The organism is Bacillus sp. ISL-77 (assembly GCF_018613105.1).
Window position 1 is genome coordinate 12,080 of the sequence record NZ_JAGGQY010000065.1, and the last position, 18,193, is coordinate 30,272.

General features: G+C 37.7%; 17 protein-coding genes, 2 pseudogenes and 1 riboswitch. Of the genes and pseudogenes, 15 read left to right on the plus strand and 4 right to left on the minus strand.

Features of this window, described 5'->3' with window-relative positions:
- Window positions 1-939: 939 nt before the first annotated feature.
- Window positions 940-1,410 carry a hypothetical protein gene (locus J7E77_RS24135; RefSeq protein ID WP_214717371.1) on the minus strand — a complete coding sequence of 157 codons (471 nt, stop codon included), beginning with the start codon at window positions 1,408-1,410 and terminating at the stop codon, window positions 940-942.
- A gap of 87 nt (window positions 1,411-1,497) precedes the next feature.
- Window positions 1,498-1,662: a hypothetical protein gene (locus J7E77_RS24140; protein WP_308160759.1), complete on the minus strand. Its 165-nt coding sequence runs from the start codon at window positions 1,660-1,662 to the stop codon at window positions 1,498-1,500.
- A gap of 78 nt (window positions 1,663-1,740) precedes the next feature.
- Between J7E77_RS24140 and J7E77_RS24145 the strand changes: the two genes are divergently transcribed.
- The 9 genes from J7E77_RS24145 (at window position 1,741) to J7E77_RS24185 (ending at window position 11,938) form a co-directional block, all read left to right on the plus strand.
- Complete coding sequence (locus J7E77_RS24145) at window positions 1,741-1,878, plus strand: hypothetical protein (RefSeq protein ID WP_214717375.1); 138 nt, start codon at window positions 1,741-1,743, stop codon at window positions 1,876-1,878.
- 444 nt (window positions 1,879-2,322) lie between these two features.
- A complete protein-coding gene (locus tag J7E77_RS24150) occupies window positions 2,323-3,159 on the plus strand; it encodes an ABC transporter permease (protein ID WP_214717377.1) in 837 nt (278 codons plus the stop codon).
- On the plus strand, window positions 3,152-3,931 hold the full coding sequence (locus J7E77_RS24155) for an ABC transporter permease (RefSeq protein WP_214717379.1): 780 nt from the start codon (window positions 3,152-3,154) through the stop codon (window positions 3,929-3,931). Before J7E77_RS24150 ends, J7E77_RS24155 begins: the two co-directional genes overlap by 8 nt.
- A gap of 42 nt (window positions 3,932-3,973) precedes the next feature.
- On the plus strand, window positions 3,974-5,014 hold the full coding sequence (locus tag J7E77_RS24160; protein ID WP_214717381.1) for an ABC transporter ATP-binding protein: 1,041 nt from the start codon (window positions 3,974-3,976) through the stop codon (window positions 5,012-5,014).
- A gap of 56 nt (window positions 5,015-5,070) precedes the next feature.
- Window positions 5,071-6,147: an ABC transporter substrate-binding protein gene (locus tag J7E77_RS24165; protein ID WP_214717383.1), complete on the plus strand. Its 1,077-nt coding sequence runs from the start codon at window positions 5,071-5,073 to the stop codon at window positions 6,145-6,147.
- A gap of 83 nt (window positions 6,148-6,230) precedes the next feature.
- Complete coding sequence (locus tag J7E77_RS24170; protein WP_214717385.1) at window positions 6,231-7,943, plus strand: adenine deaminase C-terminal domain-containing protein; 1,713 nt, start codon at window positions 6,231-6,233, stop codon at window positions 7,941-7,943.
- 32 nt (window positions 7,944-7,975) lie between these two features.
- Window positions 7,976-9,268, plus strand: a complete 1,293-nt coding sequence (locus tag J7E77_RS24175; protein ID WP_214717387.1) for an amidohydrolase — start codon at window positions 7,976-7,978, stop codon at window positions 9,266-9,268.
- Between the two features lie 251 nt (window positions 9,269-9,519).
- Window positions 9,520-9,813, plus strand: coding sequence for a hypothetical protein (locus J7E77_RS24180; protein WP_168244371.1), 294 nt, complete (start codon window positions 9,520-9,522; stop codon window positions 9,811-9,813).
- A gap of 376 nt (window positions 9,814-10,189) precedes the next feature.
- Entirely contained in the window at window positions 10,190-11,938 is a 1,749-nt protein-coding gene (locus tag J7E77_RS24185) for an AAA family ATPase (protein WP_214717389.1), read from the plus strand.
- Between the two features lie 660 nt (window positions 11,939-12,598).
- Here J7E77_RS24185 and J7E77_RS24190 read toward each other — a convergent pair.
- Window positions 12,599-13,522, minus strand: coding sequence for a DsbA family protein (locus J7E77_RS24190; protein WP_214717391.1), 924 nt, complete (start codon window positions 13,520-13,522; stop codon window positions 12,599-12,601).
- A 22-nt stretch (window positions 13,523-13,544) separates the two neighbouring features.
- The gene (locus tag J7E77_RS24195) at window positions 13,545-13,871 is read right to left on the minus strand and encodes a winged helix-turn-helix transcriptional regulator (RefSeq protein WP_308160760.1); all 327 of its coding nucleotides are present in this window, start codon (window positions 13,869-13,871) and stop codon (window positions 13,545-13,547) included.
- A gap of 195 nt (window positions 13,872-14,066) precedes the next feature.
- On the opposite strand from J7E77_RS24195, the gene J7E77_RS24200 reads away from it, so the two are divergent.
- The 6 genes and pseudogenes from J7E77_RS24200 to J7E77_RS24225 form a co-directional block, all read left to right on the plus strand.
- Window positions 14,067-15,068, plus strand: a complete 1,002-nt coding sequence (locus J7E77_RS24200) for a macro domain-containing protein (RefSeq protein WP_214717393.1) — start codon at window positions 14,067-14,069, stop codon at window positions 15,066-15,068.
- 77 nt (window positions 15,069-15,145) lie between these two features.
- A complete protein-coding gene (locus J7E77_RS24205) occupies window positions 15,146-15,799 on the plus strand; it encodes a vWA domain-containing protein (protein WP_214717395.1) in 654 nt (217 codons plus the stop codon).
- A 156-nt stretch (window positions 15,800-15,955) separates the two neighbouring features.
- Window positions 15,956-16,111 (plus strand): hypothetical protein, encoded by a 156-nt coding sequence (locus J7E77_RS24210; RefSeq protein ID WP_214717397.1) that lies wholly within the window; start codon window positions 15,956-15,958, stop codon window positions 16,109-16,111.
- Between the two features lie 309 nt (window positions 16,112-16,420).
- The gene (locus J7E77_RS24215; RefSeq protein WP_214717398.1) at window positions 16,421-17,125 is read left to right on the plus strand and encodes a polysaccharide deacetylase family protein; all 705 of its coding nucleotides are present in this window, start codon (window positions 16,421-16,423) and stop codon (window positions 17,123-17,125) included.
- Window positions 17,126-17,251: 126 nt separating this feature from the next.
- Window positions 17,252-17,491 (plus strand): annotated as a pseudogene (locus J7E77_RS24220) (Ger(x)C family spore germination C-terminal domain-containing protein); the annotation flags it as partial.
- A 172-nt stretch (window positions 17,492-17,663) separates the two neighbouring features.
- Window positions 17,664-17,778: riboswitch (TPP riboswitch) on the plus strand.
- Window positions 17,779-17,919: 141 nt separating this feature from the next.
- A pseudogene (locus tag J7E77_RS24225) lies at window positions 17,920-18,193 on the plus strand (phosphomethylpyrimidine synthase ThiC); the annotation flags it as partial.

The following is an 18,193-nucleotide window of genomic DNA, read 5'->3' on the forward strand; positions in this document are numbered from 1 at the left end:
TGTAAAAACTTGTATTATGGAAAACTTTAAAAATGAAAGAGATAGATTTTCTTTTTAATGAAAAATAGGTGGATAGAAAGTGTGCCCATCAAGGTATAAAGCGTAGGTGGGGCTAATACTGCATTCTCTAAGTAATTACTAATTTTAAGACACGATTAGCTGTATACTGTAGCTAATTTAATGTAACCACAATCACCAATTAAATTATAAAAAAATGGTCACATCTTGGTCACAGATTAGATGCTTTTAGATATTACTAAATAAAATTAAATGATATTTCACAAGTTAAAAAGTGCAGTAAATCAAGACTTTAGACCATTATATAAAACTTAATTGAACCAAAAAAGATATCTTCCCTCTAACTTCAAAACTGTGTGTTTTAAAAATTATACTCTTTCATAATAGATCAAAAAAGTCTCGAAAAGTATTTACGAGACTTTTTGTATTTGCGAAGAAATTTTATTCCTTGCCATCGATTGACTTTAATCTATTCAAGCTAGGGGACGATAGGAATATTAATTTTCTCACAAAACTAATAACATATATGTCGAAATATATATTAATAATTTCATATATTATATAATTGTTATTATTTCAGTATATATTGTATATTGCATCATTACTTTTAAATATATATCATATTAATATGAATATTAAAAGTTAAGCCGATAGTGTTTCTTTAACAATATAATGATCTTTTTAAAAGAAGAGAGAAATATTTGTGTATATATAATCTTTTTTCTTGAATACTCAAACAATTAACCCACAACGAAATTACATGTAAGGATTGTACATAAATGAAAAGATAAATGCGCTAGAATGCAAATCTCCAACACACCAAAATAAGGAAACAAGACACATATAAAATATTTATCATCAAAAAATTAAATAACGGTCTAACCACAATTTAAATTAATTCTTTAAACCACTTTGTTCGAATTAAGATTTTGGGGTTATATTTCCAAGTAATATGTATTTTAAGTAATTAGAAGCTGAATTTTCTTCTATTCCAAGTTCTTTTGCAATGTCTTGTATGGATCGTTTTTTTATATACAGATTTAAGGCCATTGCTCTACGTATTGATATTAGAGTCAATGCTGGATCATTTTCCCCTAGATAATCTGAAGATATCGCTCTTAAATGGTTAAGAATAGACATAACCTGAATAGGTCCCCCAGAATGTTCTCCATGCGGTGTAGTGTTAAAGACAAAATCACTTTCACTATACATCGTTTCAGCATAATATTCTCGAAAGCATGTGGCTTCCATATCTCTTAAGGTAATAGAACGATTCTTAAGTTGTATGACAATATTATTCTCTTCGAAATCATCCAAAACATCTTCCCTTTTAAAACGGAAATCTGCTGTCTTTAATCCCTTAACAGCTAAAAGGAATACGACTTTTCTCAATTTAGAATATTCCTGTTTCGACAACACCTTATTCAAAATTGAATGTATTTGATCATAACTAATAATTACCATGAGCTCCTTTTCAACTTAAAAACGTTTAATTTTTACAGCTGGATCAACAGGTACTTTGTTAATCTCCCAAAGGTAATGGAAAAATGTCTTAATAATCGCTAATTCTTTGTTAACCGTTGAAATGCTCTTATCCCGTTCTAGTTGTTCTTCCAAGTAATTTTTAATATCCGTTGGAGAAATTTGAAAAGGTTCTTTATTTAAAGAGAATTATCTGATGCCCGATGCGACGTATTAGCGTATGCTTGTTTAGTTGCTATTATGTGCCAGGGTCCTGGCTACCACCAAATCTCAGAAGAACGTTTAGGAAATGCTACTGCTGAAAATGGAGCACCTACTCCAATCGTAAGCAGTGCAGGTGCATTAATAGAAGGAATTCAAACCATCGGTGCAAAATAGGTATCGATTATTACTCCATATATGAAGCTATTAACCAATATGGATAATTATTGGTGATTTTTATTCACAAGTTGAACAGATAAAAGCAGTTGTTCAAGAAGTGCATGAAAATGTAAACAACCATATTCAACGTAAAAGTTGGCGAAGAGCATAGTCTATCTGCTTTTTTTTTGTATCTCTTCAGGTTCGGGTTAAATTTTTGTTATTTTTGACTTTATGTAAAAAAATGAAAAACACTTACTTTCATCATTTATTTAATAACTTTTCATTGCTTTTTACGAACATTTAATTTAAATAAAAATTGTAATATTCGTATTTTTAGTTATCAGAGAGTGTCTTAGTAATTATAATACTAGTATACAAGAAAGCATATAAAGCGTCTGCTTGTATGATATTTATCATCATAGGAAATACTTTTTTAGAATATGGAAAGTGAGGCCAGATATGACGCATCGAAGAGTCCCATATATCATCTTGGCTCCAGGCTTGATTCTCTTGATTTTATTCTTGGTGGTACCTCTTATTTCTATCGTTTTTCCAACGTTCTTTAATGGAGGGTTCACCTTGGCAAATTATACTTCGTTCTTCATGGATGAGTATAATTTAGGTATTTTTTGGCGGACGATAAAAATTTCACTGATCGTAACTTTGATTTGTGTATTGTTAGGCGTTCCGACTGCATACTACATTTCCCAAAGTCCGAAAAAATCGCGCAGCCTGTTGATGGCTTTAACATTGTTTCCGTTGCTAACAAATTCAGTGGTTCGAAGTTTTGCCTGGATTACTCTGTTAGGACAAAACGGTATTATTAATAATACTTTAATGAATGCCGGCTTGATTTCTAAACCACTGACTTTGCTTTATACGGAATTTGCCATTGGGATTGGATCCGTGTATTTATTCTTACCTTTAATGGTCATTACCTTGGTGGGGATTTTAGAAAACATTGATTCTGAAATAATGGAAGCAGCAGAAACATTAGGTGCCAATCGTTTGATTGCTTTCATGAAGGTTATCTTGCCATTAAGTGTACCAGGGATTATTGTTGGCAGTATTTTAGTTTTTACGGGTACGATGACAGCCTATACAACCCCTCAATTATTGGGTGGGAACCGAAATATCATGTTAGCCACCTTCTTGTATCAAAATGCAACGGCATTAGGCAACTGGCAAGGTGCAAGTGTGATTGCCTTGATTATGATTGTGGCGACGGTCATTGTGATGAAGTTATTCTACTGGGTTGCTGGACGTATGGATAAGAGAGGTGAGACAAGTGCGTAAAAATGTTGGTTTAAAAATCTTCGCAGGGTTCGTTTTTGCGTTTCTATTTGTCCCTTTACTCATTATTGTCGTGACCTCTTTTGGAACCAATTCAACGATTCAATTTCCAATTGAAGGTTTTACCCTTGATTGGTTTGGCAAAGTATTTAACAATGAATCCTTTATGAACAGCTTCTTGCTTAGTCTACAAGTAGCCTTTATTGCGACTCTGTTGGCATTGATTATCGGTGTTCCCGCTGCTTATTCATTGGCACGCCACAAGGTGTTAGGACGAAGTTGGATTAAGAGCTTTTTCCTTTCGCCAACGATCGTACCAGGGTTAGTCGTCGGTTATGCCTTGTATCAATTTATTGTGATACAATTTCAATTTCCTATTTTCCAGGGATTGTTACTGGGTCATTTCTTGATTTGCTTGCCTTACGTGATTCGTGTGGTAGGTTCAACTATCGAGCAGTTAGATTTTTCGATTGAAGAAGTTTCGTGGACGTTAGGTTGTACAAAATTACAAACGTTTAGCAAAGTGGTTTTACCGAACATTACTTCAGGAATTTTTGCTTCCTTCATGTTGGCATTCATTAATTCTTTCAACAATATACCTGTGTCACAGTTTTTATCAGGCCCAGGTGTGACTATGTTACCAACTAGCTTAATGAATTATATTGAATACAACTATGATCCATCTGTTTCTGCATTATCCGTTATTTTAATGCTTGGTACGATTGTTCTGATGGTTATTATTGAAAAGTCATTAGGGTTAGCGAGTATTTCATAGGAACACCCAAGATCCAACATCAAAGGGGGAAGAACATACATCATGTCCTATGTGGAATTAAAAGATATTCGGGTCAGTTATGATAACAGAACCGATATATTGAAAGATTTGAATTTATCCATTGAAAAAGGCGAATTGGTTTCCTTATTAGGACCATCAGGTTGCGGGAAAACAACGACTTTACGTGTGATTGCGGGTTTAATTGAACCAAATGATGGGGAGTTCCAAGTTGACAATAAAAACTTAACAAAGGTGCCCGTTCATAAGCGTGAATTTGGCATGGTATTCCAAAGCTATGCGTTGTTTCCCCATTTAACCATCAAAGAAAATATCGCGTTTGGTTTGAAATTACGCAAGGAAAAAAAGAATACCATTGACAAAAAAGTAAACGATATTTTAGCGATTACAGGCTTAGAAGAGCTGAGTGACCGCTATCCAAAACAACTTTCAGGTGGACAAAGACAACGTGTGGCTTTAGCACGTGCCTTAGTCATCGAACCCAAATTATTATTACTGGATGAACCATTAAGTAACTTAGATGCTAAATTGCGCGTGGCGATGCGGATCGAAATTAAACGGATCCAAAGCCAATTAGGGATTACCTCTGTGTTTGTTACGCATGATCAAGAGGAATGCTTCTCCATTTCTGATAAAGTAGCTGTCATGAATAAAGGTGTGATCGAACAGTTCGACACACCTGAAGAGATTTATAAAAATCCAAAAACGGAGTTCGTCGCTCGCTTTATCGGCTTTGAGAACTTCTTTGATTTGACACCAATCGAAGACGGGAAATATCAAGCGGTTGATGGAACTGTTTTCACTAGTACTCGCAAATGGGATACAGGAAAACATACAGGAACGATTCGCCCAGACGACATTGATATTGTCGGAAGCACCAATGCAAATACAAATAATACCGTGTCAGGGTTAATAAAAGTCCGTACTTTCTTAGGTAAGTCTTACCAATATGAGGTTGAAACGTCAATTGGCACATTACTTGTAAATGAAGCCGATGAGGTGATCTATCAAGTGGGAGACGCTGTCACCTTATTAATTCCATCTTACAAACTAATCATCGTATAGTTAATTCTATTCGAAATATAAAGTAGTTCAAGCATCTATGAAAAGGAGAGAATAAAATGAACAAAAAATTGGGCCTAGTAGGTCTAGCTTTCGTAACGGCTAGTATGTTGGCAGCATGTGGCGGTGGTAATACTGCAAAAGATACTGCAAAAGATACTGCAAAAGAGGAACCAAAAACATTGGTTATCTCCACTTTTGGTTTAGAAGAAGATAAAATGCAAGAAGATGTCTTCAAACCCTTTGAAAAGAAATATAATGTCGATATTGTGTTAGAAACTGGTACAAGCTCGGAACGTTTTACAAAATTGAAAAGTAACCCGAACTCAACGGTTGATGTGATTGAATTGTCTCAATCAAATGCGGCTGATGGTGTAGCAGAAGGCTTATTTGAAAAAATAGACAGTTCAAAAGTACCTAATATGCAAAATCTTATCGATAGTGCAAAACAATTATCTGCAGATGGTTCTGGCCCAGCGTATACGTTGAACAGTATCGGGATTGTCTACAATAAAAAGGCAGCAGGTATGGAAATCAAGGAATGGGATGATCTATGGGATCCTTCTTTGAAAGGAAAAATCTCCATTCCTGACATTACGACAACATTTGGTCCAGCCATGCTTACTGTAGCAAGTGAGCACGAGAATGTTGATATTACAACTGATAAAGGAAAAGCAGCATTTAAGGGAATTACTGATCTAGCTCCAAACGTTGTCAAAACATATAGCAAATCATCAGATTTAGCAAACATGTTCCAATCAGGAGAAATTGTAGCGGCTGTTGTGGGTGACTTTGCTGTTCCACTTATTACTGGTTCAAATTCAGATGTTGCTTATGTTGTCCCACAATCTGGAACATACGCAAACTTTAACACCATCAACATCAACAAAAACTCTAAAAATAAAGACTTAGCTTATAAATATATTGACTGGAGATTAAGCAAAGAAGTACAAGAAAAAACGGCTGTATCTTTAAATGAAGCTCCAACAAATAAAGAAGTAGTATTAGACGATGAAGCGGCAAAGAATAAAACATACGGTGATGTTGCCGCACGTACAAACAAAGTGGATCCATTATTCGTCAATAAAAATCTTGAATCTTGGATTAATCAATGGAATAGAATTCTGAATAAATAATCACTGTGTTAAGGAGTAGGGCTAAGGATAATTCTTGGCCCTATTCTTGTTTATCATGTACATAAGAAAGAGGGAACTCTGAAATGAAAGTCGATTTAGCGATTATCAATGCACAGGTTTTCAACACATTTACAAAAACGTTTGAAAAGAAAAATGTGGCGATTATTGATGATAAATTTTACTATATTACGGCTGGGAAATTTGCGAATTTAAAGGCTAGTAAAGTGGTGGATGCAAAACATCAATATATGATTCCAGGTTTAATAGATATTCATATGCATATTGAAAGCTCCATGACTTCACCGTCTATTTTTTCAGAAGCAGTGTTAACTCATGGAGTAACAACGGTTGTGGCGGATGCTCATGAGGTTGCCAATGTGTTTGGTATGGAAGGTCTAGAGGCGTTCTTTTCCCAACCGAGTGTGATGGATATTTTCTATGCCATTCCTTCGTCTGTCCCTTCGACGACACCAGAACTAGAAACGACAGGAGGCTATATTGGTGTTGAAGAAGTGAATCAGCTCCTGCAGCATCCGAAAGTGATGGCTTTAGGGGAAGCGATGAACTTCAATGGGATTGTCAATGAACCGGATTCTTTAATTCGACAAATTTTACGTGTGGTTCAAACGGAAAAGCCATTAATGCCTTTAGAAGGGCATATTCCGCGTGTTTCCGGATTAGAATTGGCGAAATTTTTATATGCAGGGATTACGGCTGATCATACCCATCAATCGCCCGATTCGATTTATGAGAAGATCACGAATGGGATGTTTTTGGAATTTCAAAAGAAATCGATTACGCCGGAAAATATACGTGTCATAGTGGAAAATAATTTCTATGAATATTTGGCCATCATTACCGATGATGTGATGGCAGACGATTTGCTGGAGGGGCATTTGGACGTGAACGTACGTTTAGCTATTTTCTACGGTATGCCCGTTGAACAGGCACTATACTGTTCTACCTATACGCCTGCTAGACGAATGGGATTCCAGGACCGTGGTGCAATTGTCTCGGGCTTTAAAGCTGATTTTCTACTGGTAGATAACGTTGAAACCTTAGATATCGCTGCGGTTTATAAGGATGGAAAATTGGTTCACGAACGAGGAAATGACATCCGGTATCCAGCTGTGAAACCTGAGTTTCCTGGACATTTCTACCAATCTTTAAAATGTCGTGCCTTAACATCGGAGGATTTACGCATCAAGGTGAAGGCAATTGAAAAGGCAGTAGTCAACGTGATTCAAATTTCGGAAGTTGGTACATTTACCGAACATGTACAGCGAGAGATTGGAGTCGTAGAAGGATATTTAGATTGGGAGAAAAGTGGGTTAGCCTTGATAGTTGTGATGGAGCGATATGGGAAAACTGGTAATATCGCCTACGGATTTGTCGAAAATGCGTTATCTGAAAAAGGAGCTGTCTCCACAACTTGGGCACATGATCATCATAATTTGATGGTGATGGGAACGAGTAGGGAAGATATATTAGTGGCGCAAAAACAATTGTTGGACATACAAGGTGGTTATGTCGTTGCCCAAGCTGGAAAGGTACAAGCGATTTGCCCATTGTCCGTTGGAGGAATTATTAGCGATGCACCCATCCAGGAACTAGGTGCACATTTGAAGGAGGTTCGCCAAGCGATGATTGCGTTAGGTTATCGCAACAGCAATGAAATTATGTCCTTCTCAACTTTATCATTGCCGGTTTCACCTGTTATCAAAATTACAGACAAAGGGATGATGAATGTGCGGTCTCAAATGATGATCCCATTAGTAGAGAGTGAAAAACTTTGAAAATTCTCCTTAAAAATGCGTGGATTTTAACGATGAATGAGCAAATGGAGCAATTTCATCATGGCTATTTACTAGTAGACGAGACGAAAATTAAAGAAGTAGGTGCGATGAATTCATTGCCGAAGAATAGCACCTATGACAAGTGTATCGATGCCAAAGGTGCTATTTTGTTACCTGGCATGGTCAATACTCATACACATATTGGCATGATTCCTTTCCGTTCTTTAGGGGATGACTATCCAGATCGTTTACGCCGCTTCTTATTTCCATTAGAAAATGAATGTATGAATGAACAATTAGCCTACACGAGTGGAAAATATGCTATTGCGGAAATGCAGCTTGCTGGTGTGACGACTTTCTTTGATATGTATTATTTTGAACATCAATTGGCTGTAGCGGCAGAGGAAATGCATAGTCGCGGTATTTTAGCAGAAACCGTCATTGATTCCGTAACGGTTGATGTAGCGGAGCCCATGGGTGGCTTGCCATACGCTGAAAGTTTTCTGCCGAAATGGCAAGGAAATAATCGAATTCAAGCATCAATAGCACCGCATGCACCGTATTCTAATACGATTGAAGTGCTCCAACAAGCAGATGCATTGTCTAAAAAATACAATGTGCCATGGATGATGCATGTCAGTGAAATGGATTTTGAAATGGACAAATATCGTGAAGAATTCAATCAAACGCCGATTGAATTTTTAGAGGAGATAGGCGTATTGAGTCCGAGACTCGTAGCTGCCCACTGTATTCATTTGTTAGACCATGATATTGAGTTGTTGAAGAAGTATGATATAAAGGTGGCTCATTGTATCGGCGCCAATACGAAATCTGCCAAAGGTGTAGCCCGTGTCCGCGATTTATTGTCTGCTGGTGTTACGGTTGGGTTAGGAACAGATGGCCCAAGCAGTGGCAATACGCTCGATTTATTTAGCCAAATGCGTTTGTTTGCTAATTTCCATAAAACTTATTTACAAGATCGCAGTGCTTTCCCAGCGGAAGAAATTGTAAAATTAGCAACCATTGGGGGAGCGAAGGTTTCAGGCATGCAGGAGGAAATTGGCTCGATCGAGGTAGGGAAACAAGCCGATTTCATTCTAGTCGAAACCGATTCAGTCAACATGTTTCCTATTTTTAATCCGTATTCTGCATTAGTCTACTCTGCTAATGCCAGCAATGTAAGAGACGTATTCATCGCTGGAAAGCAAGTCGTTGCAGGAAAAAAATTAGTGAATTTTGATATATCGGAATTAAGAGTAGAGCTTGCTGAAGCCATGGAGCAATGCGGATTCAAAAGAAAAGCGTTAAAAGCAATGGAGGGGTAATAGGGAGGAAAGTGGAGATTTGATTGACGAGAGTTTGATGAAATTATCCTTCGTCAGCTATCTCATATGTATGTGATACACTTCATGCTGCAGCAAGACTGTAGATTAACATTTATGCAGCTACAGGTTAGGAATCCAAAAACCCTTTTTTTATTCAACTTCTTATTTCTGAAAATTTTGTTAATTTAACTCGTTGTTGTCTTCACCTTACATTATTACTAGCATAGTATAATGTAAGGTGGTGATGATAAATGGGCTTTACACTTTCAGACTGGATGCTCTACACAATGTGGGCTGTATATGGACTAATGATTCTTAATTTTCTTATTGCATTCTTCCAATCTTTTTGGGCAGGCAAGTTCGATCCCACATTTGTTTTAGATTATTTAAAGGATATCGTATATATTGTTTTGCCGTTGAACATTCTAATATCCATGTTTTCAATAGATCCAACAGGGTGGATTCTGATAACATTCTATTTCATAAGCGGTATAGCAGTTGTACTCAAATATTTATTGGACATTAAAAATAAATTAATTAAATAAGCAAGGTGAAGCCTTCCTACATGGAGGGCTTTTTCATTGTTTATAAGTAATATTTTGTTCATAGGAATAGATAAATCTATCTATGCCTTTGAAGGGAAGAGGTGCCTAGATTTAAAGAACATTTTTAATAGAAATATGGAAAATATTAACAACAATTCAACAAAAAAATCTTAATATCGTTCATATAAATAAGGTATGACCTGATTAGACAACGAATAAATATCAGTATGATTCTCAAGTTATTCGCCTTAAACATAATTAAAGGTGTCCGTATATGATGGACAATTGTCTTTTTTAGGTGCCTGACACCTTTCTAGGCACTTTTAGGGCTAATTCCTCATATTATATTCTGAATATTCCGAAAGGTAGTGAAGCTATGAGGAAATATCAATGGGTCAAGTGGCGTAAATCTCTTCTCTGGCTTGCGGCCATCTTTTTCTTAGGAATGATTCTCTTAAGGGGAGGGCCAGCCTATTGGCAGGTAGCGTTGACTATTGTTAGTTATTTGCTGCAGTTGCTCTTTGCAATGATGTTTATGATTATCCAGTTTGTTGCCCTTTTCTGGTTCCTGGCACGGGGACGAACTTACTGGATTCTGCCTGGCGAGACTGGTTCGACTTGGGATGATTACCGCGGAAATCCCGAAATCGTTGATAATGCCAAGCGGATTGTCGTTTTGCTAAAGGGCGTCAAGGAGTTTAAGGACATGGGTGGTGAGGCGATACGAGGGTTGATGTTATGTGGGCCCCCTGGCACTGGAAAGTCCTATTTGGCACAGGTAATTGCAAACGAAGCGCAGGTTCCCTTTGCTTACGCATCGGCTCCTAGTTTTCAAAATATGTTCTTCGGCGTCGGCAACCTGAAGGTGATGGGCCTCTATAGGAAGGCGAGGAAGCTTGCGAAAGTATACGGCGCCTGCATTATCTTTATCGACGAAATCGATGCAATCGGAATGAGTCGTTCGGCTGGAGGCGGTGGTGGTGGTATGGGTGGGATGCTCGGCATGACGGGCATGGGTTCGGGCCTGCTAAATGAGCTGCTTCTGCAGATGGACCCGCCAAACATTGATAATTCCAAGATTGCCAAATTGCTACGTTCACTTGGGCTGCGGCGCAAAAAAGCAGAACGACCTGCAGTGCTGACAATCGGAGCAACCAATCTGCCCGATGTACTCGATCAGGCGCTGCTCCGCCCCGGCAGATTTGATCGGAAGCTTTGGGTAGATTCCCCAGATTATGATGGAAGGGTGGACGTATTCAACTACTACCTCGAGAAGGTAAAAAGGGACGCTACTCTTACACCTGAGAAGGCTGCACTTGATACGATTGGTTATAGCCCAGCACAAATCAAACACATCGTTAATGAGTCTGTTGTAATTGCACACCAACATGGTGCACAGTTAGCAAGCTACGAGGACTTCCGGGCCGCCATGGAGACTTATGAGTGGGGACTAAAGCAGCCTCTGAGCTCTATGATGGAAGATGAGAAGCGTAATGTCGCCTACCATGAGGCCGGCCATGCAGTCGCTCAGTATCTATTGAAGCCGCACGAACGGGTTTGGAAGGTAACAATTATCCGCAGGGGCAGTGCGCTAGGTCTTGCAGCCACCAAGCCGACAGAGGAGCGGTATAATAGAAGCGATAGCGAAATCCTAGCAGAAATCCAGGTGTGTCTGGCAGCACGGGCGGTGGAAGAAGAGTTCCTCTTCAAGAAATTAAACGGTGTCACCTCCGACCTGCAGCATGCTACGCTGTTAGCTGGCGCCTACCTTGGAATGGTAGGTATGGGAGATGAGCTGTTCAGCTGGCTGGCGATAGGCTCTCGAATCGATGGACTTAGAGCGCTTCGTCCAAAAATCAACGTGTTGTTAAAAGACCAAATGCTTCAAGTAAAGAAGCTAGTAAATGAAAACGCCGACTTTGTCCATTCCATTGCAGAAGAATTGCTGAAGCGGGGCGATTTGACAGGAGAGGAAATTGAAGAAATCTACGTACGTCTGTATGGTCAAAGTCGGCCAGAGCCGCCAAAGGTAAAAGTTATGGAGTATAATATTGATTCCCCTGCCCTGGAGGCTCCTGTTATTCCAGCAGAGGAGAGCGCCGATGAATCAAAGGAGTCCGATTAAACGGTGATACCTTACGATTCAAAACACAGAAATCGCAATTTGCTTGGGTACTGTTCATTGTTCAATTGATATTACCTCCTATATATTTGGGATGACAATACAGTACCCATTCAACAAAGAGAATAATCCATAACAAGCAAAAATGTATAAATCCACAAACCATGTTGTAAATGAAAAAAATGTAGAAAATTCAAATAAAATGGAAAACGAAAAATGTTAAAAAGTTCGAGGAATCGGGAATGATAAAGATAGTAGAAAAAACAATTGCATCTCAGATGAATATTGTTACAAAATAAGTTGTTTAAAAACTTCTTGAAACTGAACAATACGCTAATGGGGGAATGTAAAATGAAAATCAACCTGAATAGCTTTCATTAAGCAAAGAAATAAAAGTGAAGCAAATTCGTTTAGCTATTTTGGAAAACCAGAGCAGATACAATAGACTATAAAAATGACAAAAGGTACATGCAAAAAGTACCTATTGTGTTTTTTTATGTATAAGTAATCATTATCATTTGTACAAATTTAAGCACTTATTCTGTAAAAAGCTTGATATACCAATAAAAAATGACTATCAAATTAGTTTACAATTTGATAGTCATTTTTGGTTCCATTTTTAATGTTAGCGATAGGGAACGGAACCCGTTACTGTTTTCGTGATTATTTCTTCACAAAATAGGCTTCACCTAGAAGTTCCTTCACTTGATAACTGGTTGATGAAAGTTCTTTTTCAGTAAAAGCGTTAATTTCTGTTTTTTCAAGATCGTACATTACTTCAATCTCTTTCGAAAATAAAAGCTTTTCTTTTTCAAGCAGGCTAGAAAGTGCTGGTTGTTGTTTAACTTGGAGAGTCTCTGAATCTAGTACTTGTTTTAGCCCTGCAACATAGTATTCTAATGGGCGAGCTCCAACAATCTTCACACCTTTATTTTCCTCATTTATCATGACAATCGTTGGAAACCCTCTGGCACCTAATTTGGCAGCTAGCACGAAATCTTCATTTAATAATTGCTGTCCGCTTGGCAGCTCCGCTTCTTTTACAATTGCTTCTCCATCAAGTCCAAGATTATTCACGATTTCCACTAAAATCGACTTCTCAGCAATATTTTGATTGAATGCGAAAACGGCTTCTCTCACACGGCGTAAAAACACACGAGCCAAAGCTTCATTTTGCTTTTGAATGACTTTAAATACAGTAGATGGGGGATAGGATGAGTGAATTGGGTTGTCATACCAAAGTGTGCCATCAATTGGCATGCGTGTATATTCACCAACTTCTTTCCAGTGTCCAGCAACATCAGACGGTTTTGCGATTCCATTTGCTGGGTCGACAGGTCCATCGCCCCATTTTTCTAATAATCCTCCCATAACCGTATGGAGGGTAAAGTTATCGCCATACTGCTCTTCAAAACGACGGAGCACTGGCTCTTGTGCCCAACAGTGGGAGCAAATTGGGTCGGTGACATAATAAAGATTAATCGTTTTTTTTGGTTGATTAAAGTCAATCATTTCCATTCCCTCGTCTCCTGCGCTTCCACAAATCCCAGTTTCCAAATCGCACATCATATTACTTTTGCTATTCATTTTGATCACTCCTGTTTTTTAATTAAACCTTATCTTTATATTCAATTGCCCATTTCTGGATAGGCTGTAAGGCAGAAACAAGTGCTTGCCCTTTTTCGGTTAATTTATATGAAATCGTTACGGTTGGTGAATCTATCACTTCTTTCTTCACTAGACCATACTCTATGAGTTCAGTTAACCTCATGGATAAGACTCTGGGCGTAATGTTAGAAATTTCTTGAACCATTTCTGTAAAACTGGTTGAGTTGTTCTCACAAAGGGACAAATAGTGAATGATTAACCCGTTCCACTTTTTACCTAGTATTTGGAATGAGTATTCTAAATATGGGCAAATCTTAATAAAAACCACCTCCAAAGAGATTAAAAAACTTGATATAAAAAGTATATCAAGGGCATGCCTGTGTCACAACCCGAATTTGTCAAACGCACATGCTTTATTAATTGAAAGTCCAGTAAAAGAGTGTCAGGCACCAACTGTTACGAATATCAAATTTTTTTCTGATATAATGAACACTATAAAAAATGGTTTGGGGAGGGGAAAACTATGCCATTAGAAATTGTTCGCCATGATCTTACAAAGATGAAGGTCGATGCGGTTGTGAATGCTGCGAATACATCGCTGAAAATGGGTGGTGGCGTATGCGGTGCTATATTTCGTGCGGCAGGTGTCAATGAGTTGCAAGAAGCATGCGATAAAATGGGGGAATGCAGGGTTGGAGAAGCCGTTTTGACTGATGGCTTTAACATGGAGGCCAAATATATCATACATACACCAGGACCTATTTGGCAGGGTGGTTCCAAACATGAAGCAGCACTGTTAAAGGCAAGTTACTATAACTCCTTGGAGCTGGCAAAAACTCATCAATGTGAATCCATTGCATTTCCGTTAATTTCGACGGGCATTTATGGGTATCCAAAGGAGGAAGCATTACAAATTGCGGTTTCCACGATCGGCTCTTTTTTACTACGTCATGATATGCTCGTTTATCTAGTAGTTTTTGACAAAAGTTCTTTCGGTTTAAGCAAGAAATTATTTACATCGATTCATCAATATATTGATGAGCATTATGTAGAAGAAGTAGAAAGCACGTTTAATTATAATAGAGAAGAACGGTATATATGGGAAAGCCGTCAAGAAGTCGAAATTGTTCAACAGGATCTGAATAAAGAAGCAGAGTATTCCTTAGTCAACCTGTTGGACCACCTCGATGAATCTTTTTCCGATCGGCTGCTTCGTTTCATTGATGAAAAAGGAATGACGGATGTAGAGACGTATAAAAGGGCGAATATTGACCGGCGATTATTCTCCAAAATCCGAAATGAAGACGATTATACCCCGAAAAAGAAAACCATGATTGCTTTTGCCGTTGCGTTAAAATTAACTGTGGAGGAAACGATGGAGCTGCTAGCTGCAGCCGGTTATACCTTGTCACGCAGCAATAAATTTGATGTGATAATTGAGTATTTTATTCAACATGCTAATTACAATATTCATGAAATCAATGAGGCCTTATTTGCTTTTGACCAGCCACTACTCGGTGCCTGAAATGTCGCTTCCCAAGCGACCATTTCGTAATGGATTAGTGTTATCCTTTGTTTATCAAAGAACGGAGGATGATATTCATGAAAAGAAATGTAACAGAATTAGTATTTATTTTAGATAAAAGCGGCTCCATGGCAGGACTTGAAGCTGATACAATCGGTGGTTATAATGCGTTGCTGAAGAAACAGCAAAAGGCTGAAGGGGAAGCCATTGTTACGACTGTATTATTTAATCACGAGTACGAATTATTCCACGACCGAATCAATGTACGGGGCATTTCTCCTATCACTGAAGAAGACTATCAAGTAGGCGGCACCACTGCATTATTAGATACCATTGGTTTTACCATTCAAAAATTCGTGAATGTACAAAAGAGAACCAGTGAGGATGAACGTGCTGAAAAAGTACTCTTCGTTATTACCACGGATGGGATGGAAAATGCCAGCCGTGAATTCACAACCAACAAAATCAAAAAAATAGTTGAACACCAAAAGGAGAAATATGGCTGGGAATTCCTATTCCTTGGAGCCAATATCGATGCCATTTCGACTGCTGCTCGATTTGGAATCAATGAGGACTTCGCCGTTGATTACCACGCGGACAATAAAGGAACGCAATTAAATTATGAAGCGGTGAATGAAGCCGTGGTCAGCCTTCGAAGTGGCAAAAAGATAGATCGAAGCTGGAAAAAAGGAATTGAAAAGGATTATAATCGCCGTTCGAAGAATGAATAAATTAATATCTATTGTAAGGACACCTGCTGTTTAGATTAACAAAGGTGTCTTTATTCTTCCAAAAGGTCTTTTTCGTGATGTAAGTCACAATTCTGGTTTATTATTTACACTATAATAATAGTAGAAACTACTCCAATCAAGAAAAAGAGGGAATTGATGATGACCATTGCACTAGACCAGGAAAAAGTGAATGAATTGGTTGATCGCTTATATGATAAGCTGCTAAAGGATTCTTACTATATTAACATGTTTAATCACTTTCCTAGGTTGCAGATACTTATCAAAAGAAGTGGTTCGGGAAAGAGTTGTTAAATAATTATATGAAAAGTGTCAGTTCCCTTTTTGAGAACTGGCACTTTTTCACATCACGAAAAAGTTACAATTTTCGTCGCTGTTGATATTCTAACCCAAAAACCGCTGGATGTTATTGTGTATGACCCAACCGCTACCCCTCCAAAAAAAGGGGAAATTGCAAATAATCTTCAAATTCTCCTATTAGACAACTAATCTACTACTCATCTCAGCCTATAAATCCTTACAATCTGAGAAAGAAAATTATCCATTTTTGTTAATAGAGGTATTAAAATAGACTTTAATAAATTCGAAAGAGAGGCTCAATTTATGAAAAAGAAATTAATTTATAGTGGAATTGGAATTTTGTTAGTGTTCCTTTTATTACTTGGAACCTATAAGTTAATGAATTCTAGAACCTTCCAGTTATTTGGTGGACTAACCGACCAGGTGAAGACCGATCAAAAGGTAGTCGCATTGACCTTCGATGATGGACCAACAAAAAATGTAGAAAAAATTCTACCCTTGTTACAACAATACAATGTAAAAGCGACATTTTTTCTAATCGGTAATGAAATTGAAAAAAATCCTGAAGAAGCTAAAAAAATAGTAAGTGCAGGGCATCAAATTGGAAATCATACTTATTCCCATCAGCGGATGGTTTTTAAATCCCCTTCTTACATCAAGGAGGAAATGGAAAAAACTGATAAACTAATTCGAGAATCCGGTTATAAAGGTAAAATTGATTTCCGACCTCCGAATGGAAAAAAACTCGTAGGCTTGCCTTACTATTTATATAAGAATAATAGAGATACGATCACTTGGAGTCTTGAACCAGATACTTACTACACTTCGGCCACTGACAAAGTGAGTTATGTGAAAAAGAATGTAAAACCTGGTTCTATTATCTTGATTCACCCCATGTATGATGGTACTGGTGATGAACTAAATACTATTAAAGGAATATTGCAATCATTATCAAACGAGGGATATAAATTCATTACAGTTAATGAACTATTGAAATTGAAGAAGTAAGAACTCCACAGGGAGGGTGCTACATACTTGTCAGTTAACAGTTATATGGAGTTCCTTGTACCGTTATTTCTTTTTCATCGGTGTTGATCTATATATCACCCGCTGGTAGAACTTGTTCAAAATACATTAAAAAGGGCAGAAGAATCCACCGAAAAAGAAGTAAAACGATTGGTTGTTCATTCAATTAAAAAAACGCAAAAGGAATATCGAGTAGACGTTGCCGGCTTTGGAAACCGTTTAAGAATTGAGCATCCGAAAGTATGGGGAAAAGTCAAAAAAGATTGGGATCAAACATACAGTGAGGTTCCAATTTACTACAACGTAAAAATAACAATCAAAGATTATGGAGCGTCAGGTCACAAGTAAGCCTTCTTTTTTTAGAGTACAAAAAAGAATTATACTTCTTAAAACCCAAGCAAGAAGATATCTAACCTTTCTCTCTATCCTAGACATACTATCTAAAACGACTATATCACTTTAAATAATATTATGTATTTCATTTTAACCGATACTCATATATAATATAACTTAATTGAATATAAATAACTAGGGGAGCCCAATAAGTTGGGCTGAGAAAGAAACACGATGAAGTTTCTTGACTCTTGGGACCTGATCTGGATCATACCAGCGTGGGGAAGTTAGAATAGACAATCTTTACTGCACCTATACTTCTGCATACATATTAGCCGGGTCCACCATTTATGGTCCCGGCTTTTTGATGTACTTTTATACGCTTTTCCACTTGTTATGTTCTATATCTCGTCCTTTATATTCAAAAAAAGGAGAGATTTATTATGTCAACGACTTCATTAAATGAACAAAATATTTCCATCATGTCTAGTTTTCCAGGAAGTAAAAAAGTATATGTAACAGGTTCGAGATCCGACATTAAAGTACCAATGCGTGAAATTGAGTTAAGCCCGACAACAGGTAACTTTGGTGAAGAGGAAAACCTTCCAGTACGCGTGTATGATACAAGCGGTCCTTATACGGATCTAAATTATTCTGTTGATATTTCAAAAGGTCTTCCTGCTATTCGAAGCACCTGGATTCATGAACGATCAGATG

What these genes read in the sequence shown, in the direction of transcription:
- J7E77_RS24185 (WP_214717389.1), top strand. Translation starts at nt 10,190, where the DNA reads ATGAGGAAATATCAATGGGTCAAGTGGCGTAAATCTCTTCTCTGGCTT.
- J7E77_RS24165 (WP_214717383.1), top strand. Translation starts at nt 5,071, where the DNA reads ATGAACAAAAAATTGGGCCTAGTAGGTCTAGCTTTCGTAACGGCTAGT.
- J7E77_RS24145 (WP_214717375.1), top strand. Translation starts at nt 1,741, where the DNA reads ATGTGCCAGGGTCCTGGCTACCACCAAATCTCAGAAGAACGTTTAGGA.
- J7E77_RS24205 (WP_214717395.1), top strand. Translation starts at nt 15,146, where the DNA reads ATGAAAAGAAATGTAACAGAATTAGTATTTATTTTAGATAAAAGCGGC.
- J7E77_RS24160 (WP_214717381.1), top strand. Translation starts at nt 3,974, where the DNA reads ATGTCCTATGTGGAATTAAAAGATATTCGGGTCAGTTATGATAACAGA.
- J7E77_RS24200 (WP_214717393.1), top strand. Translation starts at nt 14,067, where the DNA reads ATGCCATTAGAAATTGTTCGCCATGATCTTACAAAGATGAAGGTCGAT.
- J7E77_RS24175 (WP_214717387.1), top strand. Translation starts at nt 7,976, where the DNA reads ATGAATGAGCAAATGGAGCAATTTCATCATGGCTATTTACTAGTAGAC.
- J7E77_RS24180 (WP_168244371.1), top strand. Translation starts at nt 9,520, where the DNA reads ATGGGCTTTACACTTTCAGACTGGATGCTCTACACAATGTGGGCTGTA.
- J7E77_RS24190 (WP_214717391.1), bottom strand. Translation starts at nt 13,522, where the DNA reads ATGAATAGCAAAAGTAATATGATGTGCGATTTGGAAACTGGGATTTGT.
- J7E77_RS24150 (WP_214717377.1), top strand. Translation starts at nt 2,323, where the DNA reads ATGACGCATCGAAGAGTCCCATATATCATCTTGGCTCCAGGCTTGATT.
- J7E77_RS24170 (WP_214717385.1), top strand. Translation starts at nt 6,231, where the DNA reads ATGAAAGTCGATTTAGCGATTATCAATGCACAGGTTTTCAACACATTT.
- J7E77_RS24215 (WP_214717398.1), top strand. Translation starts at nt 16,421, where the DNA reads ATGAAAAAGAAATTAATTTATAGTGGAATTGGAATTTTGTTAGTGTTC.
- J7E77_RS24210 (WP_214717397.1), top strand. Translation starts at nt 15,956, where the DNA reads ATGATGACCATTGCACTAGACCAGGAAAAAGTGAATGAATTGGTTGAT.